The sequence below is a fragment of the Bradyrhizobium sp. USDA 4506 genome (assembly GCF_054058795.1).
Window position 1 is genome coordinate 3,427,399 of the sequence record NZ_JBSSBM010000002.1, and the last position, 20,297, is coordinate 3,447,695.

Annotated in this window: 19 protein-coding genes; 6 read left to right on the forward strand and 13 right to left on the reverse strand. The window is 64.6% G+C overall.

The window, feature by feature from the left end:
* The first annotated feature begins 94 nt into the window (after positions 1–94).
* Together ACVIHF_RS18425 and ACVIHF_RS18430 are read left to right on the forward strand one after the other, a co-directional pair.
* Entirely contained in the window at positions 95–1,342 is a 1,248-nt protein-coding gene (locus ACVIHF_RS18425; protein ID WP_253608237.1) for a glycerophosphodiester phosphodiesterase family protein, read from the forward strand.
* 146 nt (positions 1,343–1,488) lie between these two features.
* A complete protein-coding gene (locus tag ACVIHF_RS18430; RefSeq protein ID WP_253608236.1) occupies positions 1,489–1,839 on the forward strand; it encodes a cupin domain-containing protein in 351 nt (116 codons plus the stop codon).
* Positions 1,840–2,226: 387 nt separating this feature from the next.
* On the opposite strand, the gene ACVIHF_RS18435 is transcribed toward ACVIHF_RS18430, so the two are convergent.
* The 3 genes from ACVIHF_RS18435 to ACVIHF_RS18445 form a co-directional block, all read right to left on the reverse strand.
* Positions 2,227–3,006: a hypothetical protein gene (locus tag ACVIHF_RS18435; RefSeq protein ID WP_253608235.1), complete on the reverse strand. Its 780-nt coding sequence runs from the start codon at positions 3,004–3,006 to the stop codon at positions 2,227–2,229.
* 213 nt (positions 3,007–3,219) lie between these two features.
* Entirely contained in the window at positions 3,220–3,567 is a 348-nt protein-coding gene (locus ACVIHF_RS18440) for a hypothetical protein (RefSeq protein ID WP_092090159.1), read from the reverse strand.
* Positions 3,568–3,661: 94 nt separating this feature from the next.
* Positions 3,662–5,194, reverse strand: a complete 1,533-nt coding sequence (locus ACVIHF_RS18445) for an acyl-CoA carboxylase subunit beta (protein ID WP_253608234.1) — start codon at positions 5,192–5,194, stop codon at positions 3,662–3,664.
* Between the two features lie 160 nt (positions 5,195–5,354).
* Here ACVIHF_RS18445 and ACVIHF_RS18450 point away from each other — a divergent pair, with 160 nt between their 5' ends.
* Positions 5,355–5,771 (forward strand): DUF4260 domain-containing protein, encoded by a 417-nt coding sequence (locus tag ACVIHF_RS18450; RefSeq protein WP_028335494.1) that lies wholly within the window; start codon positions 5,355–5,357, stop codon positions 5,769–5,771.
* Between the two features lie 144 nt (positions 5,772–5,915).
* Here ACVIHF_RS18450 and ACVIHF_RS18455 read toward each other — a convergent pair whose 3' ends face one another.
* Entirely contained in the window at positions 5,916–6,779 is an 864-nt protein-coding gene (locus ACVIHF_RS18455; RefSeq protein WP_253608233.1) for a DMT family transporter, read from the reverse strand.
* A 352-nt stretch (positions 6,780–7,131) separates the two neighbouring features.
* Here ACVIHF_RS18455 and ACVIHF_RS18460 point away from each other — a divergent pair, with 352 nt between their 5' ends.
* Positions 7,132–8,490: an aminotransferase-like domain-containing protein gene (locus ACVIHF_RS18460; RefSeq protein WP_253609990.1), complete on the forward strand. Its 1,359-nt coding sequence runs from the start codon at positions 7,132–7,134 to the stop codon at positions 8,488–8,490.
* 247 nt (positions 8,491–8,737) lie between these two features.
* Entirely contained in the window at positions 8,738–9,901 is a 1,164-nt protein-coding gene (locus tag ACVIHF_RS18465) for an IS4 family transposase (protein ID WP_253605569.1), read from the forward strand.
* A 57-nt stretch (positions 9,902–9,958) separates the two neighbouring features.
* Here ACVIHF_RS18465 and ACVIHF_RS18470 read toward each other — a convergent pair whose 3' ends face one another.
* From ACVIHF_RS18470 to ACVIHF_RS18490, 5 genes are all read right to left on the reverse strand, one after another.
* Positions 9,959–10,615 (reverse strand): carboxymuconolactone decarboxylase family protein, encoded by a 657-nt coding sequence (locus ACVIHF_RS18470; protein WP_225646182.1) that lies wholly within the window; start codon positions 10,613–10,615, stop codon positions 9,959–9,961.
* Between the two features lie 86 nt (positions 10,616–10,701).
* A complete protein-coding gene (gene blaOXA / locus ACVIHF_RS18475; protein WP_253608232.1) occupies positions 10,702–11,514 on the reverse strand; it encodes a class D beta-lactamase in 813 nt (270 codons plus the stop codon).
* Positions 11,515–11,647: 133 nt separating this feature from the next.
* Positions 11,648–11,911, reverse strand: a complete 264-nt coding sequence (locus tag ACVIHF_RS18480; protein ID WP_253608231.1) for an EscU/YscU/HrcU family type III secretion system export apparatus switch protein — start codon at positions 11,909–11,911, stop codon at positions 11,648–11,650.
* The gene (gene fliK, locus ACVIHF_RS18485; protein ID WP_253608230.1) at positions 11,908–13,491 is read right to left on the reverse strand and encodes a flagellar hook-length control protein FliK; all 1,584 of its coding nucleotides are present in this window, start codon (positions 13,489–13,491) and stop codon (positions 11,908–11,910) included. The genes ACVIHF_RS18480 and fliK overlap by 4 nt, the downstream gene beginning before the upstream one ends.
* A 64-nt stretch (positions 13,492–13,555) precedes the next feature.
* A complete protein-coding gene (locus tag ACVIHF_RS18490; protein ID WP_253608229.1) occupies positions 13,556–14,341 on the reverse strand; it encodes an ATP12 family chaperone protein in 786 nt (261 codons plus the stop codon).
* A gap of 70 nt (positions 14,342–14,411) precedes the next feature.
* On the opposite strand from ACVIHF_RS18490, the gene ACVIHF_RS18495 reads away from it, so the two are divergent.
* Positions 14,412–14,867: a hypothetical protein gene (locus ACVIHF_RS18495; RefSeq protein WP_092090144.1), complete on the forward strand. Its 456-nt coding sequence runs from the start codon at positions 14,412–14,414 to the stop codon at positions 14,865–14,867.
* A 117-nt stretch (positions 14,868–14,984) separates the two neighbouring features.
* Here ACVIHF_RS18495 and ACVIHF_RS18500 read toward each other — a convergent pair whose 3' ends face one another.
* From ACVIHF_RS18500 to glsA, 4 genes are all read right to left on the reverse strand, one after another.
* Complete coding sequence (locus ACVIHF_RS18500; RefSeq protein WP_309145050.1) at positions 14,985–16,292, reverse strand: metal-dependent hydrolase family protein; 1,308 nt, start codon at positions 16,290–16,292, stop codon at positions 14,985–14,987.
* A 166-nt stretch (positions 16,293–16,458) separates the two neighbouring features.
* On the reverse strand, positions 16,459–17,022 hold the full coding sequence (locus tag ACVIHF_RS18505) for an HdeD family acid-resistance protein (protein ID WP_253608227.1): 564 nt from the start codon (positions 17,020–17,022) through the stop codon (positions 16,459–16,461).
* A 421-nt stretch (positions 17,023–17,443) separates the two neighbouring features.
* Positions 17,444–19,096, reverse strand: a complete 1,653-nt coding sequence (locus ACVIHF_RS18510; protein WP_229161319.1) for an MFS transporter — start codon at positions 19,094–19,096, stop codon at positions 17,444–17,446.
* Between the two features lie 70 nt (positions 19,097–19,166).
* Positions 19,167–20,165, reverse strand: coding sequence for a glutaminase A (gene glsA / locus ACVIHF_RS18515; RefSeq protein ID WP_168857031.1), 999 nt, complete (start codon positions 20,163–20,165; stop codon positions 19,167–19,169).
* Positions 20,166–20,297 lie beyond the last annotated feature (132 nt).

The window sequence follows — 20,297 nt, forward strand, 5'->3', positions numbered from 1 at the left end:
GTTTTCCTCTCCATGGTTTCATTTCGCACAGGCGGCCGGCACATGCTCCGTGATATGTCGGCCTGCTGACAATGCCCAATCAGCGGGATCACCCATGCTTGCCCGTCACCGCACCGCGCTGCTCTCGTTCCTGCTCGCCCTCGGCGCCGCGCTGCCGGCTGCCGCCGGGGAGATCGCGCTACCGCGCGACGCACAGCTCGGGCCGCGCCCGTTCTATCTGGTCGACAGGATGAAGGACGGGCCCCTGAAGCAGCAGCTCAGCCAATGCACCGGGCCGTTCCACAAGACCGACTTTTCGATCGGCCACCGCGGCGCCGCGCTGCAATTCCCCGAGCATAGCCGGGAATCCTATCTCGCCGCCGCGCGGATGGGCGCCGGCGTGATCGAATGCGACGTCACCTTCACGCGGGATCGCCAGCTGGTGTGCCGGCACTCGCAATGCGACCTGCACACCACGACCAACATCCTGACGGTGCCGGATCTCGCCGCAAAATGCACGCAACCCTTCAGCCCGGCCGATCCGGCCGCCGGCAGGAAGGCCTCGGCGAAATGCTGCACCAGCGACATCACGCTCGCCGAATTCAAGCGGCTCACCGCGAAAATGGACGGCTTCAATCCGGATGCGAGGACGCCCGAGGGGTACCAGAACGGCACGCCGCGCTGGCGCACCGACCTCTACGCCAATTCCGGCACGCTGATGAGCCATGACGAGAGCATCGCCTTGATCAAAAGTCTCGGCGCAAAATTCACGCCCGAGCTGAAGGCGCCGGAGGTGGCGATGCCGTTCGACGGCGACTACACCCAGGAAACATATGCGAGCCAGATGCTCGCCGCCTACAAGGCCGCCGGCATTCCGCCGAGCGACGTGTTCCCGCAGAGCTTCAGCCTCAAGGACATCCTCTATTGGGTGAAGACCGAACCCGACTTTGCCGGCCAGGCGCTCTATCTCGAGGACCGCTACGAGAAAGCAGGCCTCGATCCGAACCGGCCGGAGACCTGGAAGCCGTCGATGCAGGAATTGAAGGCCTCCGGCGTCGCGATCCTGGGGCCGCCGATCTTCGCGATGCTGGCGCTGAACGACAAGGGCGAGATCGTCCCGTCGGCTTACGCCAGGGCGGCAAAGGCCGCCGGCCTCGATCTGATCGGCTGGTCGCTGGAGCGCGACGGGCCGCTCAACCGAGGCGGTGCGTTCTACCACAAGTCGGTGAAGGCTGCGATCGACCGCGACGGCGACACGCTGACCGTGCTCGACGTGCTGGCAAGACAGGTCGGCGTCCGCGCGATGTTCTCCGACTGGCCGGCGACGACCACATTCTATGCGAACTGCATGGGGATGAAGTGAGGTCTTGCCGGGCGGCGCGTTACGGCTGTCCCGCCCTACGCACCGTGCGCGCCCGCCATAACCATTCCGGCCGTTCCGCGCGCGGCAGAACAGGACTAGCATCATCGCCTTCCCGCCCGACGGGACAACACCACAGGGAGGCCGCCATGAAGCCAGGACAACCGGTCAAGGACGCCAGCCATCTCTACGAAGTCGAGCGCCGCGCCCAGCACGCCGCCCGACCCGGCTTCCGCATCATGGAGCTGCAACTCTCGCCGACCCAGAAGGTGCCGTGGCACACCCACAGCAACATCTCCGACACCTTCTATGTGCTGGAGGGCCAGATGCGGCTGTTCCTGCAGGAGCCCAAGGAGGAAGTGAACCTGAAGGTCGGCGAAGTCTACGCCGTCCGCCCGACCCGCCCTCACCTCGTCACCAATGCCGGCACGACGTCGCTGACCTTTTTGATCCTGCAAGGCGTCGGCGAATACGACTACGTGCCGCTGGCGGCAGGCTGAGGACACGCGTCGCTTGCTCCGCCGTCGTCCCTGCGGAAGCAGGGACCCATAACCACCGCGTTGCGTTGTTGAAGCAAGCTGTGGCCCCAACGTCGTGCAACAAGATCGAGCTGTGGTTATGGGTCCCGGGTCGCGCTGCGCTTGGCCGGGACGACCCAAGGATAGAAGCCGATTCACATATCAAACAGCATGAGGATATGCGCGCCCGCCTTCTCGCGACATGATTTGTCCGAGTTTGCATTCGTCCGGATTTGATTTGCGCCCCGGCCAAATCAAAACATGGTCCGCGCCAGCGGATCGTTCAATAAATGTGCGCCCCGATGATAGACGTCGCGATACCGAGTTGTGTCGCGCGGATCAAGTCTCGGGCGCCGCGCGATCTAATTCCTATCGCAGCGTCTGGCCAGGAAGTAACCTGACCGGTGCTTGGCGTTGCAGCAGAGTGTTCAAGTTGGGATTACTGAAAGTACGCGTCGCCGATGAACTTATTCGAGATGCGGCTCCGACCTTGTGCGTTGTGTCACCAACAATGATTACTTTTTGAGGACCCACATGAGGAGACAGCCCTACTACGAGCTGGTTGGTTTTCGTGCCTTGAACAGAGGCGCCGACATCCAAATTGATCGGAGCGAACACCCAGCCAAATCGCGCTCCTGCGTTCGCCTGCAATTCCAGAATTTTTGTATAAGTAAGACCGCCATTGCTGTCTCTGGGAATCGCCGTAAACACCGTTTCAATCCAAGCGGCCAGACCAAGCCCAGTACCCGATGGATCGATATCCTTGGGCTGGCACCAAGCGGGCGGCGGCGTCGACAAGACCGCTGCGAGGTCCGTCGAGAACGCAAGGTGCGCCGTGATCGTATCCTGAGCATGCCCGCCAACGCTCGGCGTCAGCGAATAGTCGACTGGAATAGCCCAGGAGACCTTGCCGTCAGCATCGACCCGACTGACTAACGTCAAGTCGAGCGTCGAGCCAATGTCCCACACGTCCGGAATTTTCGGGTTCACCTCCGCTGGAAGGAAACGGCGAACTGCTCGCAATTCGCATTCGACTATCTCTACAAAGTGCCTAACTTCGACGACACGCTCCCGATTGATGGTCGGATACGCGCACGCCGACGCGAAAATGCAGGCTGACAAAATCAGCAAACCACGATGAAAATTCATTGATTATATCCACCCCAGGTTGAGCAGATCAAACCACGCAGCCTAAGTAAAGATATGGCATGAACGGGAAGCCGGTTATTCAGCGAGCCGTTGCACAACTGCAACAATTGGCCCGTTGTATCGAACAAGCAGGGCCGGCGTCGCTGCCCAGGCTCGCAGGGCATCTAAACGGGCGCGCGATCCCGTCGACAATTAGGAGAGATCGATACTCCGTCACATCAGCTTCAGCGGCGCGTCGTGAACCAGCCGCAGGTCGATATTGCCGATCAAACGCGCGCGCCGCGCCTCGGCGGTGCTGATCGCAGCCTCGGTCTGCCGCAACGTGCTGACATTCGATCCGAGCGACACGATACCGCCGAGCACCAGCGCGATCGATCCGAGTGCCGCGGTCTGACCGGCCCCGAACAGGCCGAGCAGCGCAATGAGTAACAATCCGAACCCGCCTGCGATCGCGATCTTCGAGCCGAGAATGATCCGCCGCGATCGCTCGGCGCTCTCGGCAAGCTCCTCGATCTGCGCCTCGATCTCGGAGATCTCGTCGGTCGGCTCGTCTTCGGTCATCAGGTTCGGACCTGTCGGGCGGGTCAGGCCCGCCACGGATCGTGCGGAGCGAACGCGGCGGGTCACGCTTGCGCTAACCCACCCTACGCTCTCCTCACAACGGCAGATTGTCGTGCTTCTTCGCGGGGATCTCGACCTTCTTGTCCTTCAGCATCGCCAGTGCCCGCGCGATCCGCCGCCTGGTCGAATGCGGCATGATGACGTCGTCAATGTAGCCGCGTTCGGCGGCGATGAAGGGGGACAGGAAGCGGTCTTCGTATTCCTTGGTGCGCGCGGCGATCTTGTCGGGGTCGCCGATGTCAGAGCGGAAGATGATCTCCACCGCGCCCTTGGCGCCCATCACGGCGATCTGGGCGGTCGGCCAAGCGTAGTTCATGTCGGCGCCGATTTCCTTCGAGGCCATGACGTCGAAGGCGCCGCCATAGGCCTTGCGGGTGATGATGGTGACGAGCGGCACCGTGCACTGCGAATAGGCGAACAGCAGCTTTGCGCCGTGCTTGATCAGGCCGCCATATTCCTGCGCGGTGCCCGGCAGGAAGCCCGGCACGTCGACGAAGGTGACGATCGGGATGTTGAAGGCATCGCAGAACCGGACGAAGCGCGCGGCCTTGCGTGAGGCGTCGCTGTCGAGCACGCCCGCCAGCACCATCGGCTGGTTGGCGACGAAGCCGACGGTGCGGCCGGCGATGCGGCCGAAGCCGGTGACGATGTTTTTCGCAAAGGTCTCCGAGATCTCGAAGAAGTCGCCCTCGTCGACGACCTTCAGGATCAATTCCTTCATGTCGTAGGGCTTGTTCGGATTGTCGGGGATCAGCGTGTCGAGCGACATGTCGACCCGGCCGATATCGTCGAAGCTCGGCCATTCCGGCACGCCGTCGGTGTTGTTCGAGGGCAGGAAGTCGATCAGGCGGCGCATCTGCAGCAGCGCGTCGACGTCGTTCTCGAACGCGCCGTCGGCGATCGAGGAGCGCGTGGCGTGCACCGAGGCGCCGCCGAGTTCTTCCGCGGTCACCACCTCGTTGGTGACGGTCTTCACCACGTCGGGGCCGGTGACGAACATGTAGCTGGTGTTCTTCACCATGAAGATGAAGTCGGTCATCGCGGGCGAATAGACGTCGCCGCCGGCACAGGGGCCCATGATGACAGAGATCTGCGGGATCACGCCCGAGGCCTGCACGTTGCGGCGGAACACGTAGGAATAGCCCGCCAGAGCAGCGACGCCCTCCTGGATACGCGCGCCGCCGGCGTCATAGAGACCGATGATCGGCGCCCTCGCCTTCATCGCCATGTCCTGAAGTTTCGTGATTTTCAGCGCGTGGGTTTCGGAAAGCGAGCCGCCGAACACCGTAAAATCCTTGGCAAAGACGAACGTCTTGCGGCCGTTGACCGTGCCCCAACCGGTGACGACACCGTCGCCGGGGATCCTGGTCTTCTCCATGCCGAATTCGATCGAGCGGTGCTCGACGAACATGTCGAACTCCTCGAACGAGCCCTTGTCCAGCAGGAGCTCGATCCGCTCGCGGGCGGTCAGCTTGCCGCGGGCGTGCTGCGCCTCGATGCGCTTTTCGCCGCCGCCCAGCTTGGCGCCGGCGCGCCGCTCTTCGAGGGTATCGAGGATATCTTTCATTTGTTTCCGCCCGTGTTAGCTACAGTCCGCGTCCCGGCGCGAGCCGAGGTCCGCTTCGTTCGGAAATGGCTTAGCACGGCCATTTCGGAACCGGAAAGGCGGTTGTGGACGGGTTCGGGCGCAAAAACGGTAGGATTTTCCGATATCTGGGGAGATGGCGATGACCGACACGAGCACGGCCACGGTCGAGACCGGCGCACCGACCGGCGGGGTGCGCACCCTGCTCCGGCTGGAGGGCCTCGTGCTGTTCCTCGGCATGACCGTGCTCTATGCCCAATGGGAGGGCTCGTGGCTGGTCTATGTCCTGCTGTTCCTGGTGCCGGATTTGAGTTTCGCGGCCTATCTCGCCGGCCCGCGGGTCGGCGCCATCGTCTACAACGCCGCCCACAGCTATCTGGCGCCGGTCGCGCTGATGACGCTGGGCTTTGCCGCCGCGGCGCCGCTGGTGCTGTCGATCGCGATGATCTGGCTCGCCCATATCGGGATCGACCGCGCGCTCGGCTACGGGCTGAAGTATTCGAAAGGCTTTGGCTTCACCCATCTCGGGCGGATCGGGAAAGCGCAGGAGCCCGCCTAGCACCCGCTTCCTGACGTCACGCACGGCCGGTCAAATTGACAGCGTGCGCGTCGATTGCTGGCGTCTCGAAGGATGCAGGCCCGCCTGTGGCCTCATGGTTCGAGACGCGCGTTCCGCGCTCCTCTCCGTGAGGAGAGACAGACGTCAAGCAAAGCGGCGCGCGAACACCACGCAGACGACGACGAGCATGGTCGCCACGATCATCGACCACGGCACCTGCTCGTGCAGCAACAGGCCGGCCAGCGCGAGGCCGAAGAACGGTTGCAGCAGCTGCAATTGGCCGACGCTGGCGATGCCGCCGATCGCAAGGCCGCGATACCAGAACACGAAGCCGACCAGCATGCTGAAGATCGAGACATAAGCGAGCCCGAGCCAGGCCGGCGCACCGATGCCCTGCCAGCTCGGCGGCAGCGTCATGATCGTCATCAAGAGCACCACCGGCGCCGACAGCACCAGTGCCCAGGAGATCACCTGCCAGCCGCCAAGCCGCCGCGACAGCGCCGCGCCTTCGGCATAGCCGAGGCCGCAGACGATGATGGCGGCGACCATCAGGAGGTCGCCGGTCAGCGACGCCGATCCGTCGCTCGACAAGGCGAACGCGCCGACCGTCGCGCTGCCGATGCAGGAGAACAGCCAGAACAGCGGCTGCGGCCGCTCGCCGCCGCGCAGCACGCCGAACACGGCGGTCGACAGCGGCAGCAGCCCGATGAACACGATCGAATGCGCCGAGGTGATGTGCTGGAGCGCGAGCGCGGTGAGCAGCGGAAAGCCGATCACGACGCCGAGTGCGACGATGGTCAGCGACACCAGATCCTTGCGCTGCGGCCAGGGCTGGCGCAGCACCGCCAGCAGCGCGGCGCCGAGCAGCGCCGCGATCGCCGCCCGCGCCGAAGTCAAGAACAGCGGCGAGAACCCTGCCACGGCCACGCGGGTCGCCGGCAGCGAGCCGCTGAAGATAATCACGCCGAGCAGGCCACTGCCCCAGCCGTCGATCGAAGCCTTGTCCATCGTACTTTGCTTCCCAAAACGTAACTGCGCCCCCTCACCCCGCTCTTGCGGGGCCGAGACGAGCGAAGCTCGCTCTTAGAGGGTTAGGGTGAGGGGCGGCTCCGCATACTCGGTAACGGCCGAACTCGTGGAGACTCCCCCTCACCCGGAACGCATCTGGCGATGCGTTCCGACCTCTCCCCGCAGGCGGGGCGAGGTGAAGCCGAGTCCGACCTCGCACCGACCATAGCCGGCGGAGGCTCGCCAAGGCAGCTACAGATCGGTACAATATCGTAAAACTGTATGGGCAAAGGTAGGCATACACTTGCAACAGCAATCCGATGCGCCAAAGGCGATGCGGACCACCGAGGTGATGAACGCGATCCGCGCCAAGGTGGCGAGCCGCGCGCTGGTCGCCGACGACCGCCTGCCCTCGATCCGCGGCCTCGCCGCGACCATGGGCGTCTCGCCCTCCACCGTCGTCGAGGCCTATGACCGCCTCGTCGCCGAGGGCCTGATCCGGGCCCGGCCCGGCTCCGGCTTCTATGTCTCGTCCGCGGCGCTGCCGCCGCTCGCGCTCGCAAAGGACCAGCCGCAGCGCGACCGCGCGGTGGATCCGTTCTGGGTGTCGCGGCAATCGCTCGATGCCGAGACCGGCGCGCTCAAACCCGGCTGCGGCTGGCTGCCCGCCGAGTGGATGCCGACCGAGGCGCTGCGGCGCGCGCTGCGCGGCCTCGCGCGGGCCGACGACGCCGTGCTCTCCGACTATGGCGCGACGCGCGGCTCGCTCACGCTGCGCCGGATCCTGATGGCGCGGTTTGCCGACGAGGGCCTCGAGGTGCCGCCCGAGCAACTCTTGCTGACCGCGTCCGGCACGCAGGCGATTGATCTCGTCTGCCGCTTCCTGCTGCGGCCGGGCGACACTGTGCTGGTCGACGATCCCTGCTATTTCAATTTCCGGGCGCTGCTGCGCGCGCATCAGGTTCGCATCGTCAGCGTGCCCTACACGGCATCGGGCCCCGATGTCGCCAGCTTCGAGGCGACACTCGCCGCCGAGCGGCCGCGGCTCTATGTCACCAACTCGGCGCTGCATAATCCGACCGGTGCGACGCTGTCGCCGCAGACCGCGCACCGCGTGCTGAATGCTGCGACAGCCTACGATCTCACCATCGTCGAGGACGACATCTTTGCGGACTTCGAGCCGGGGCCTTCGGCGCGGCTCGCCGCGCTCGATGGCCTGAGCCGCGTGATCCGGATCGGCAGCTTCTCCAAGACGCTGTCGGCATCGGTGCGCTCCGGCTTCATCGCGGCGCGAGCGGACTGGATCGAGGATCTCGTCGATCTCCAGGTCGCGACCGGTTTCGGCGGCCCCAGCGCGGTCGCCACCGAGATCATCGCCGGCGTGCTGTCGAGCGGTTTCTATCGCAAGCATGTCGAGGAGTTGCGCCGGCGCCTTGCCCGCGCCCGCCGCGACGTCGGCGACAAACTGCAGCGCATCGGCGTTACACCCTGGCTGATGCCGCGCGGCGGCTTCTATCTGTGGTGCCATCTGCCCGACGGGTGCGACTCCGCCGATGTGGCGCGGCTGGCGCTCGCGGACAATGTCGTGCTGGCGCCGGGCAACGTGTTCAGCGCCTCGCAGACGGCCGCCGCCTTCATGCGCTTCAACGTCGCGCAATGCCGCGACCCGAAACTGATGTCGACCTTGCAGCGGGCGATCGGGCGCCAATAGCGACGGCGCCCTACTCCCTCTCCCCGTTCTTACGGGGAGAGGGTTGGGGTGAGGGGCTGCTTCCTCTTGCACGGTGATAGCTGTGCCTGAGGAGAGTCCCCTCACCCGGAACGCATCTGCGATGCGTTCCGACCTCTCCCCGCACGCGCAGGGGTGTCCGGGGAATGATTCACTGTGTCGCGGTGCATGCTCGGCAGGACCGAGGCAAATCGGTCTTTTCTGGTTGTCGAGACACAGAGGGCCGAGCATGCGATATCGCGGTAGCATTTTTGGAAGGCTGCTTGAACCGATCAATCGACGGCAGTTTCAGACGGTTGTGGATCGTCTGGACGGGGATGCCTACGACAAGTCGTTCAGGAGCTGGGATCATCTGGTGGCGCTGATCTATGCCCAGCTTAGCGGCAACAGCAGTCTGCGCGGGGTGGTGACTGGCTTCAACGCCAATTCGCAGCATCACTATCACTTGGGAACCGGCAAGCTGTCGCGCTCGACGTTGTCCGATGCCAATGCCCGCCGTCCGATCGGCATTTTCGCGCAAACCTTTGCGGCGCTGTCGGCGATGGCGCGTCGCCAGCTGCGGAGTGAAGGCATGGAGATGGTGCGTCTGATCGACGCCAGTCCGATCCCGCTCGGCAAGGTCTGCAGTTGGGCGACGTGGAACGGCCGCATCCGCGGCATGAAGCTGCATGTCGTCTACGACCCAAGGAGCGATGTCCCGACCTGCGTCGAGATGACGGCCGCGAACGTCAATGACATCGAGATCGGCCGACAGACCCCAATCCAGCCCGCCACCACCTATGTGTTTGACAAGGGCTATTGCCGTTTCGACTGGTGGCAGAAGATCAATGATAGCAAGGCTTTCTTCGTTACCCGGGCGAAGACGAGCATCCGTCTTCGCTCGCTCAGGCATCGCGCCATCCGCAAGCGTAACGGGGATGGCTTCGAAATCCTTGCCGATGACGAGGTGAAGCTCACCAGCAAGGGCGATTCGCGCCTTCCAATCCCGCTCCGCCGCATCAAGATCAGACGCGAGAAAGGCGGCAAGATCACACTCCTGACCAACGACCTTGTCCGTAGCGCCGTCGAGATCGCCGCCCTCTACAAGAGCCGATGGCAAATCGAGCTGCTGTTCCGCTGGATCAAGCAGCATCTCGATATTCGCAAGTTCCTCGGCGCCAACGACAACGCGATCCGCCTTCAGGTGCTCGCTGCGATGATTGCCTACCTGCTGCTGCGCATCGCCGCTCACACCAACTGCATCAAAATGCTCCCGCTCAGGTTCGCCGAACTCGTCGGCCAGCTCCTGCTCACGCGTCGATCCCTCGCTGCCATCGACAAACCTCCGCCCATCAACCCCAGCCGTCGGAAATCAACCATCTCACCTGACCAGATGGAGCTCCGCTATGCCTGAATTTCCCCGGACACCCCTGCCGCACGCGGGGCGAGGTGAACGGAGTCCGCGCCGCCCCTACTTCTCTCCCACCTTGAACGGCTCCTCCTTGCCCGGCGGCACCGTCTCTTCGGCCATCGCCAGGATCATCGCCACCATCACGTAATTGCCGGCGACCGCGGTGAGGTCGACGATCTGCTGATCGTTGAAAATCTTCCTGGCCCGCGCATAGGTCTCGTCGGAGACCTTCTTGGTCGTGGTGAGCTCGGTGACGAAGTCGTACACGACCGCCTCGTCGTCGGCCATCTTCGACGGCCGGTTGCCGGCCTTGAGCTCGGCGATGACGTCGGGCGGCAGGCCGGCCTTGGCAGCGAGCGGCGCGTGCGCGAACCACTCGACCTGCGAGCGCCACTGCCGGCCGATGATCAGGATCGCGAACTCGTTCAGCCTGGTCGGTACCGAGGTCTGCCAGCGCAGATAATAGAACAGATCGTAGAGGCGCTGGCCGAGCACCGGGCTCCGGATCATCGGATTGTAGGGACCACCGATGCCGACGCTCGACACCTTCATGATCTGCTCGCCGAGCGGTTTTTGCAGGTCGCTGAGCTGCTCCATCGTGAGCTGCGGGAAGCGCGGCTCCTTGCTGGTGGCCGGCGCTGAAAACACCGTTGCCGCAAGCCAGCCGCCGGCCGCGGCCAGCGTGAGCGACGAGAGCCAGACTGTTGCTGAATGCATGATTCCTCCGCTTTGATTTATCGGAGGATGCTAGAGCATGGCGTCGCGCGCGACAAACGCAAAGCGTTTGCGCGGAGGTCAGCCCGTCACAGCGCGACGATATCGGTGAGGCATTGCTGCGTGACGCTCATCCGCGCGTCGGTCTGCGCCTGCGTCTTGCAGTCCATGTTCATCGCGAACACGGTGATGTCGGTGCCCTTCTCGGCCCAGCCGACCAGCCAGCCGAGCGAGCCGTGCTCCTTGTCGGTGAGGCCGGTCTTGGCGCGGATGACGGTCTCGCCGACTTTCGTCACCGGGAGAATGTCGCACACCAGCTGCTGGCTGCGCTTGCCGACCGGCAGCACGCCGCGGCGCAGCCGGTCGAGGAAATCGATCTGCTGCACCGGATCGATCCGCAAATTGCCGGTCACCCAGAACTGGTCGATGCCGCCGCCGATGTCGCGGTTGCCGTAGTCGATGATCTCGAGATATTTCTTCATCCGCTCCTCGCCGATGCGGCGGGCGATCTCCTGGAACACCGGAAACGCCGACACCGCGAGCGCGGAGCGCAGCGTGTGGTCCTTGTTCCAGGCCTCGATGCTGCGGGTTGTGCCGTCCCACTTGAAGACGTCCTTGTCGGGGTCCTGCACCACGCCGGTATCGAGCGCAATCAGCGCGTTCGCGATCTTGAAGGTCGAGGCCGGCAATTTGCCCTCGCCCGAGCGGACCTTGTCGCTGGCGATGATCAGATAGTCCTCGACCTTGTAGCCGACGAAGGTGCCCTCGGTTCCGAGCTCGAAGAAGCGCTTTTGCAGCTCCTCGCGAAACTCGCTGCGCTGATAGGACACGTTGGCGAAGCTGCGCGACGGCAGGATCGTGGCGGCAGCAAGCAGACCGAGCGCATGACGGCGATGGATCACGACAAGTCCTGGGCAGGTTCGCGTTGACGACGATGGTGGATGCCATCGTGGTGAAAGGATGGCAAGAAGACTCACTTGTCTGTCGCGTTTTCTTCACGCGAACCGGTGCCCGCTTCGCTCGAAAACGCGCCCGCTAGCGCGCCCGGCCCGACATCCGCAGCACGAACACCAGCACCTCGGCGACGGCCTTGTAGAGCTCGGCCGGAATCTCGTCGCCGAGCTCGACATTGGAGAGCGCGCCGGCGAGCACCTCGTTCTCCTCGATCGGGATGTCGTTGGCCTTGGCAACCTCGATGATCTTGGCGCCGATCGCGCCCTTGCCTTTTGCCACCACGCGGGGCGCGCCGGCGTGGTCGTAATGCAGCGCGACCGCGAGCTGGTTGTTGGCGTCGCTCACGATGCGCGGTCCAGGAAATGGCCGGCGCGCGCGGGCGCAGGTTGCGGCGGAGTGCCGTCGCGGATCTCGATATCGCCGGGCGCGAGCTCGGCCCTGGTCAGCGCCTGGCTCAGCTCGGAGACGCCGGCGCGCAGTTGCGCGGCGGTCGAGGGACGCTCGGCCCACATCCGCACCGAGGTGCGCTCGCCGTTCAGCGAGACCAACGCGTGCACCGGGCCGGCCGGCTCGACATCGAGCGTGAAGCGCGCGCGCCACACCCGCTTGGCGGCTTCGACCTCATTGCCGCCGCCATCGCGGGAAATCTCGAACTGCGCCATCGCCGTGCCCTGCGGGGTCAGGAACGGGATCTCGAAATTCCAGCGCGGCAGCATGGCGTCGAGCTGCGGGCGCGACCCGTCGCCGCGGTCCGGCAGCGAGGCGACCTGCAGCAGCGTCTGCCGCGCCAGCGCGGCGTCGGTGTTTTCCAGCAGGCGATGCGCGGCGGTCGCGAGCGGCGTGTTTGGCGCGATCGACGGCCCGGCGACGGCCTGCGCCGACGGCAACGCGCCGTGAAACGGCGGTGGCGGTGTGTTGCCGCGTACGGACACCTCGCCCGGCAGCAGCTCCCTCGGCACAGCGCCCTGCCGTGCGGGGTTGCCGAGCTCGTGCAGCGCTTCCTGAATGAGATTGAGCGCGCCGCCGGAGGACGGGCCGGCATCGAGCGCATCGGCGAGCGCCCCTGCGAGCCCTGTGGTGCCGCGGCCGACATCCTCGGCGACCGGCAGGCGAGCCTGCGGCAGCAGGATCTCCTGAACGTCGAGGTCTGGCGTGCCGGATGGCACGAGGCTCGGCGCCGTGGCGGCGCTGGCCTGCGCCGGTTGCTGGAGCGATGTGGTGGACGCCGGTCTGCCGGCATCACCGGCGCCAAGCGAGGTCAGCGCCTGGCGCAGCACGATCAGCGCGGCCTTCAGATCGGGCGCGCTGCCGCTCGCGGGTGCAATGCCCGCCGCGAGCGTCGCCTCGAACATCAGGCCGGATTTCTGGAAGCCGGCTTTCACGGCATCACCGCTCAGACCGTCGTCGAGGCCGGTCTGCTGCGCCAGTACCTGCGCGATCGCAGCTTGCAGCTTCGGCGGCAGATTGGCGGAGGCGACCGCGGCGAGATTGGCAAACAGCGGCGCCTGGCTGCCCTGCGCCGCAGCCGCGGTCTGGGCCGTCGCGGTGATGGTGACGCGCTCCAGCGGCGTCAATACAGCCTTCGGTGCCGTGGCGATCGGCTGGGCGGCATCGATGGTGTTGGCCGCTGCCGGCGACAGCCGTACGGCATCGCCGGTGTCAGGGCCCTGCCCGACCAGCTGCAGGCGGATGCCGTCATTGGTCTGCGACACCGCGAGCTGCAGGTTCTGGCCCTGCTGCAGCGGCACTTCGGTCTGGACGTCGATCGACAGGCTCGCGATCGCGATCCGCACCAGATCGGCGGACAGCACCTTCAGCACCCGCGCATTGACGACGCTGCCGGCCTCAAGCGTGAGGTCCGGCGCAACGCTGTCCGCCTCCTTCGAGGCGAGCACCGGCAGCACGGGATTGATGGCGAGTGCCATGTCGGAGGTCTCGGCCCTGCGCGAGGAACGTGCCGCAGGCTAGCCCGGCGCCGTAAACCCCTCGTTAACCGGCGGCCGGCTTGAGCTCCCTGAGCACGCCGGCGGCGGCCTTGAAATCGAGCTGGCGGGCGGCGCGGCGGGCGGCGACCTCCTCGTCGACGCCCCATTTCTCGATGTTCCAGTCCTCGTCGACATGGGCGGCGGCCCAGACCTGGTCCTCGTCGCGGACGCCATGCGCCAGCGCCAGCGCCAGCAGCGCCGAGCCGGTCAGCGTCGTCACCACATGGAGCGCCGCGACCGACCATGGGTCGGTCGGGAACGCCGCCCGCGCCGCCTTGATCGCAGGCTCGGGCTGGCCGACATGCATCACCCCCTCGGCCATCACGAAATGGGCGCCGAGCGCGTCGGCGGCCCAGAACAGGATCGGATCCCAGTGTTGGGCCTCGCGCGCCACCAGCGTCTCGGGATGGCCGGCGCGATAGAACAAGAGGTCGCTGCCGAGGAACTTGGCCGCATCGTCGGCGACCTCGTCGACGCGATCGATCACCCCCTCGATCACGCTGTTGGCAAGCCGCGTCAGCGGCATGGTCATGGGATCGATGGTCTCGCCCTGCGCATTCCATTCCGCCGCAACCGCGTCCGCAATGGCCCGCGTCGGCACCGCGATCGGCTTGCCGGACGGCGTGCGGATCGGCTTGCCGTCGAGGGTGATCGAAAATCCGCCATCGGCCTCGGCGACGCCGGCGCTGGTGTAGAACCGCTTGCGCTGGGGCGTGCGGATGTGGCGCCGCACCGCCTCCTGCGGATCGAACGGAGATTGTTCTGGGACATCGTCGAAAAGTTCGCGCATCGCGCCGGGTAGCTTTCGTTCAAAGGGATTTCCCTGCAAGATATGTCAGGGGCAACGGCAAATAAAGCTGATGGGACGCGGCAAATTCCTTGCGGGTTTTTCGCTGGTTGCGGCGGTTTTCGCCGCCGCCACAGCCTGTGCCGGGTTCCGTTCGCCGGAATCCCTGATCCGCAACGTCTACGCCCATTATGGGCGAGGCAGCGCCGAATATTCCAACGGCCTGCCGCGCGACGAGGAAACGGCTCGCCGATTCTTCGATCCCACCCTGCGCGGTGCCTGGACCGCGCTGCACGATGCGCCCTACGATTTTCTGGTGCAGAGCCCGACCTGGCGGCTCGGCCCGATCTCGATCGCAATCCCGCGCCGGCAGTTCGACAAGACCGACGTGACGGTGACATTCGACAATGAAGGCCGCGCCGTCACGCTCAACTTCATCGTCGTCAACGGTCCCGACGGCTGGGTGATTTCGGATGTCGAGAGCCCGCACGATTCCTTGCGGACGTTTCTGACGCAGTTTCGGCGGTAGGAGACTGCCCTTGCCCTTCCGGCGATCGCTGCTCCACCGGCCAAAAGTCGGCAGCCATATCGGCTACAAGCTTATGCTTGGACGCTGCCGCTTGGCCCGCCTCGTGATCATGTCCGCCTACCTGTTCCGGTCACCACCAAGAAGATTCTTGTAGACCTTCCCATCTTTCATGATGACCAAGAAGTTCTTCGCCGGATCCTCGATCAGCTTGATGTTGTCGATTGGATTGCCATCGACCAGCAGAAGGTCGGCGAACGCGCCTTCCTCCACCACGCCCAGCTTGCCTGGATATGGATTTCGAAGCCCGGACAGACCGAGCAATTCTGCATTCGTCGATGTCGCCATGATGAGCGCCTCAGCCGGCGTGTACCATCGCGTGAGGGCTGACAGCATGGCGCCTTGCCGGTCGGCGAGTGCCTTCGAGAACAAAACGTCGGTACCGAAGGCCGTCTTCAACTTGTACTTCTTGGCAAAGCCGTAGACCCGGTCGGTGCCGGCAACAACCTGCCGCATCTTGTCCTGCTCCGCAGGTCCAAGGGCGCTGGCGCCCGACATATCGAGGAAGGGCTGGGTGCTCAGCCAAATTCCCTTCTCGGCCATCAGGCGGGCCGACGCGTCGTCCATCAAATGACCATGCTCGATACACTTGACCCCCGCTGCGATCGATCGCTGGATCGCGACCGGCGTGTAGGCGTGTACGACGGCATAAGTACCCCAGTTCTCCGCAGCCTCGACCGCGGCGCGCAACTCCGGTTCAGTGAACGTGGACACATCGAGCGGGCTGAACGGCGACGCCACCCCACCGCCCGCCGTGAGCTTGACCTGCGTAGCCCCTTGCATGAGCTGCTCGCGCGCGCGCACGCGAACTTCATCCGGGCTGTCCGCGACCATGGCGCCGCCTATCCTCTCCATGCGGCTGAGCATGCCGCCGATTGTTCTGGGCAGATCGGACAGCGGCCGGAAGTCGCCATGGCCGCCGGTGATGGTGATCATGGCACCGGATGGGTAGATGCGGGGACCGACGACGAGACCTTCGTCGATCGCCCGCTTGAGGGAAAAGGCCGGCCCGCCCATGTCGCGAATGGTGGTGAAGCCACGCATGAGGGTGGCCGTTGCCTCGGCGGCCGCAAGAAGATTGATGTAACCGATGTCGCTGGCCATCACGGCCGCCGGCGTCGGGCGTACCAGCAATGCATGCCAGTGCGCGTCGATCAGCCCGGGCATCAGCACCCGTCCGTCGCCGGCAATCACCTGAGCGTCGGCCGCAATCGGCCCAGTCGAAATTTTCTCGATCTTGTTGTTCCGGATCAGCACATTGGACGGCCCGGACAGCGCGCCATTCCTGCCGTCGAAAATGCGCACGTTCTGAAACAGTACGCCACCATCCTGCTGAGCTTGCGCTGGCAGCAAGGCGATGAGGCTCATCACAATCGACGCAACCAGCGCCGAAACTCTCACGCCCTTCCTCAAACCTGACATGTCCACTCTCCGCCGATGGCTCATCGCGCGAGACCGTCATTGATCTCGCGAGGAGCCGACTTGATTTCAGACGATTAATGAGAGTTCTGCTGCTCCCTGGAGGATCGACGGCCTATTGAGCCGCTCTGGCGGCAGGCTGTAAAGCGTAAGTCAGCCATCCGATGCCATGAGACAGCAGATCGATCCCCAGCAGCAGCCCGAGCACCCACAGCCCGGTCGCCGGAAATCCCGTCAGAATGACGAGGCCGGCCAGAACGCCAAACAGCCCGGATGCGAGCATGATCCAGCCGGACTGCTGCCAATGGCCGATGCCGACCAGCATGCGCACAATCCCGGAGACTAAAAGCATGAGACCGAGGGCATAGGTCAGGAGCAGCGCGCTCGCCACCGGTTGACTGAGCAGAACGATTCCGCAGGCAAGGTAGAGCACCCCCAGCACAAGCTGCCACACGAATCCACCCCAGCCCTTGGTCCAGAAGGCGTGCAGGATTTCGAACCCGCCGGCAACAATGGCCGTCCAGCCGATAAAGATGGCGCTGATCACGGTGAAAAGCACGACATCTCCCAGGACCAGAAGGCCCGCGGCGATCATAACGAGGCCCAGCAGCACGCAGACCCATAAGGGCGGGCCAGGCAGGCCGCGGAGCATCGTGGAACTGTTCTCATAGGTAGCCATGTCGTCCTCCTTGATCCCAGGCAGCCATGGCCCGGTCGCGCGCAACCGGGCCACTCGAGCTGCCGGAGCTTGTGCCTGCCCTCACCAGCGCCATCCACAGCGGCGGCGACCTCTGTGCCACCAACAGACCCAGCGGCGCCGGCGATGCCAGCGGCGGCGCGGTGGCGGAGGACGCGGGCGCGGTGGTGGTCGGGCGACGACCATATGAAGCGGCCGCACGGGACCACCCGTCTTCGCGACGAGGGCATCTTCAGGGACGAGTGGCAGCGCCTTGGCCGCCTGCGTCAGCAAGCCGGTTCCGAGACCAACGGCTGCGACGCCGCCGAGCATTTTCCTGAGCACGATGCGACGATCGAGTTCATCCATATCTGGCACCTCGTTCTTGCAGAGACCTTCTTGCCCCGCGGCGCCCGACATCCGATCAGGTCGATCGCTCGCGCTCGCCGGTCGCTCCGTCGTCCGGTATTTCGCCTGGCCGATAATTCGGCAGCCGTCCCGCGGGAATGACCGCAAGCAGTGCGAGGCCGGCCATGATCAGCAACCCGATCTTCAAAGCGCGCAGGCGCGCTTCGGTGTTGACCCGGACGGCTTCCTCGACCTGCTGTGGCGTACCGCTCGTGCCTTCGAGTACGCTGCGCAGCCGGTCATTGCTGACGAAAGTGATGTTGCCGAGATCAACCTGGCTCTGAAGCTCCTTGGTCAGCACCGGACTGGCCGCAATCCTGCCGAGCGCGATCGTGCTCAAAAGACCGACCAGAAGAGCTCCGGCGACCGCGGTGCCGACTGCGGCCGCCAGATTCTGTGTGGTTCCGCGCAACGACCCGACGTCCCCGGCCAATGCCTTGGGTGAGGCCGTGACCAGAACGTTGAACAGCAATGTCACCAGCGAGCCCTGGCCGATGCCGAACAGCACCAGTCCGAGCAGAACGGGAATCTCGCTCCAGTCGTTGCGCACGACGAACGCGAGCCACAGCAACGCGACGGTACAGAGGCCAAAGCCGAAGCGTCCGATCTGGCGAGGCGTCAGCTTGTCGTAGAGATTGACGATCATCATCGCCGAGAGGAAAACGGTCAGATTGAAGGGCATCATCGCGATCGCCGTCGCGATTGGTGAACGTCCCTGCACGATCTGGATGTAGAGCGGCACCGTGAAGTTCAGCGCGGCCTCGAGCGCCACGACCGCGAATAGCGCGTAGACGGCGCTCCTCTCCTCCGGTGAATCGATCACCTCCAACGCCAGCAAAGGCGTCCTCCCCGCGGCCTGCTGGCGATGGGTCCACATCAGGAATGCCTGCCCGAGCACAATGCCAAGCACGATCAGGACCGGCGCCGGCGAGACGCCCAGCAATTCGAATGGCGCGTTAGCGGTCGCCAGGATCACGCCCCAACTGTTCAGATTATTGAATCCGAAGCTGATGAAGATGATCGCGCTCGCGGCAAGAGCGACCCCGATCAGGTCGATCTGGACATCCGCGCGACCGCGGTCCGGCCGCAGGCGGAAACTCAGAGCGAAAGCGATCGCCGAGGCAACGATGAGAACTCCAAACGCGGGGCGCCAGCCGATATAGGTGCCGAGCAACCCGCCGACGACAAATGCCAGCACGCCGGCGGCAGCCCGCGCCGAGCCAAGCGCGCCAAGGGCCGTCGCCTGCTGGCGTCCGGCATAATTCTCGGCAATCAGCGCGACGAGCGAGGGCACGATCACCGCGCCCGCAGCGCCGCAAAGCGCCTGAGCGGAAATCATGACGGAGGCCGTGGGGCTGAACGTCATCGCAATCTGCGCTATCAGGAAAAGCACGACGGCGGCACGAAATACCTGCACCGCCCCGAACCTTTGGGCGAGCTTGGCGCCAAGCATCACGAACCCGGCGACAAGCATCGAGTAAGCCACGATTCCAGTCGCGACGGTGGTCGGCGGCACGCCGAAGCTGGCCACCATTCCCCCCATCGCAACCGGCAACGACGCGACGTTGAACGACATGATCATCTGGCCGAACGCAATCGCGACCATGGGCACCCATGATGCGCGCTCTTCCTGATGAATGTCGCCGATCGAGATTGCTTGCGTTGCCATCGCGTCCTCCAACCTGCCCGACGTTGCGATCGATCGGGCCACGGCTCGACCGATCTTCAGTGCCTCTTGTTCACTCGTCCGGTTGGGACACGAACAGATCCATGCCCAGTCTTTGCGACAGGAACTTCGCGGCGAGCTGCCCTCGCACGCTGTTGCCGGCCGCATCCAGTGGCGGCCCGAAAGTGCCGAAACCACCCTTTCCCGGAGACACCGCGACGATGCCTCCACCAATGCCGCTTTTGCCGGGCAGACCGATGTCGTACAGCCAGTCGCCCGACGTCTCGTACAGTCCGGCAGTGACCATGACCGCCAATGCATAGTGGCACACGGCCGCATCGACCACCCGCTGCCGGGTCACCGGATTCACGCCACCATCGGCCAGCGTCGCACCCATCACGGCGAGATCCCTGGCGCTCACATTCAGCGAACACTGCCGGGTGTAGAGATCGGTCGCCTGCCTGGCGTCGCAGTAGATCCGGTCGTAGCTCTCCAGCAACCGCGCGATGCTTCGATTGCGAAAATTGGTCTTGGATGCCGATGCGTAGACTTCCTCGTTGAGCGAAAGCTTGCGGCCCGCGAAGCGCGAGAGACCGTCATGGATGAACCGCCATTGCTCGTCAGCGCTCGAGCCCGGCACAAGGCTTGTGGTCGCGATCGCGCCTGCGTTCACCATGGGGTTGGTGCGCCCGGCTCCATGCTCGATCGCCGCCAGTGAATTGAACGGCAGCCCGGTCGCGTTCGCGCCCAGTTTTGCACGAGCCTCTTCAGGGCCGATGGCCTCGCACACCAATGCGAATACGAATGGCTTCGATACACTCATGATCGAGAATTCGTATTCGGTATCGCCCGCGCCGTAGACACGTCCGCTGGTACCGGCCACGCAGACGCCGAACAGTTCACTCGGCACCCTGGCCAGGGCCGGATAAACCTGCGAATTGGTCCCTTCGCTGTTCGACTTGAAGCGCTGATGCGCTTGAGACACGAGCTCCTGCACCATCTCGGGTTCGGGCAAGTGCCCGGTCGAGATGTAGGGCCGCTCCGCTTGTTCCGCGATCGAAGGCGGCCGCATTGGCTGTCCTTCCGGATTTCGACCTTATTGCTTCAGGTCTTCTAGTCGGCAACCAGAAGTAGGCGCCCAAAAATCCACGGAGTCAACGATCCGCTCCCGCAGCCTTTGCAATGCTTGCGTTGGTCCAGAACA

Coding starts and splice junctions, on each gene's coding strand:
- glsA (WP_168857031.1), bottom strand. CDS start 20,165: ATGCGGCCGCCTTCGATCGCGGAACAAGCGGAGCGGCCCTACATCTCG.
- ACVIHF_RS18455 (WP_253608233.1), bottom strand. CDS start 6,779: ATGGACAAGGCTTCGATCGACGGCTGGGGCAGTGGCCTGCTCGGCGTG.
- ACVIHF_RS18460 (WP_253609990.1), top strand. CDS start 7,132: ATGAACGCGATCCGCGCCAAGGTGGCGAGCCGCGCGCTGGTCGCCGAC.
- ACVIHF_RS18425 (WP_253608237.1), top strand. CDS start 95: ATGCTTGCCCGTCACCGCACCGCGCTGCTCTCGTTCCTGCTCGCCCTC.
- ACVIHF_RS18510 (WP_229161319.1), bottom strand. CDS start 19,096: ATGGCAACGCAAGCAATCTCGATCGGCGACATTCATCAGGAAGAGCGC.
- ACVIHF_RS18500 (WP_309145050.1), bottom strand. CDS start 16,292: ATGAGCCTCATCGCCTTGCTGCCAGCGCAAGCTCAGCAGGATGGTGGC.
- ACVIHF_RS18430 (WP_253608236.1), top strand. CDS start 1,489: ATGAAGCCAGGACAACCGGTCAAGGACGCCAGCCATCTCTACGAAGTC.
- ACVIHF_RS18450 (WP_028335494.1), top strand. CDS start 5,355: ATGACCGACACGAGCACGGCCACGGTCGAGACCGGCGCACCGACCGGC.
- ACVIHF_RS18470 (WP_225646182.1), bottom strand. CDS start 10,615: ATGCATTCAGCAACAGTCTGGCTCTCGTCGCTCACGCTGGCCGCGGCC.
- fliK (WP_253608230.1), bottom strand. CDS start 13,491: ATGGCACTCGCCATCAATCCCGTGCTGCCGGTGCTCGCCTCGAAGGAG.
- ACVIHF_RS18505 (WP_253608227.1), bottom strand. CDS start 17,022: ATGGCTACCTATGAGAACAGTTCCACGATGCTCCGCGGCCTGCCTGGC.
- ACVIHF_RS18445 (WP_253608234.1), bottom strand. CDS start 5,194: ATGAAAGATATCCTCGATACCCTCGAAGAGCGGCGCGCCGGCGCCAAG.
- ACVIHF_RS18440 (WP_092090159.1), bottom strand. CDS start 3,567: ATGACCGAAGACGAGCCGACCGACGAGATCTCCGAGATCGAGGCGCAG.
- ACVIHF_RS18495 (WP_092090144.1), top strand. CDS start 14,412: ATGGGACGCGGCAAATTCCTTGCGGGTTTTTCGCTGGTTGCGGCGGTT.
- ACVIHF_RS18465 (WP_253605569.1), top strand. CDS start 8,738: ATGCGATATCGCGGTAGCATTTTTGGAAGGCTGCTTGAACCGATCAAT.
- ACVIHF_RS18435 (WP_253608235.1), bottom strand. CDS start 3,006: ATGAATTTTCATCGTGGTTTGCTGATTTTGTCAGCCTGCATTTTCGCG.
- ACVIHF_RS18490 (WP_253608229.1), bottom strand. CDS start 14,341: ATGCGCGAACTTTTCGACGATGTCCCAGAACAATCTCCGTTCGATCCG.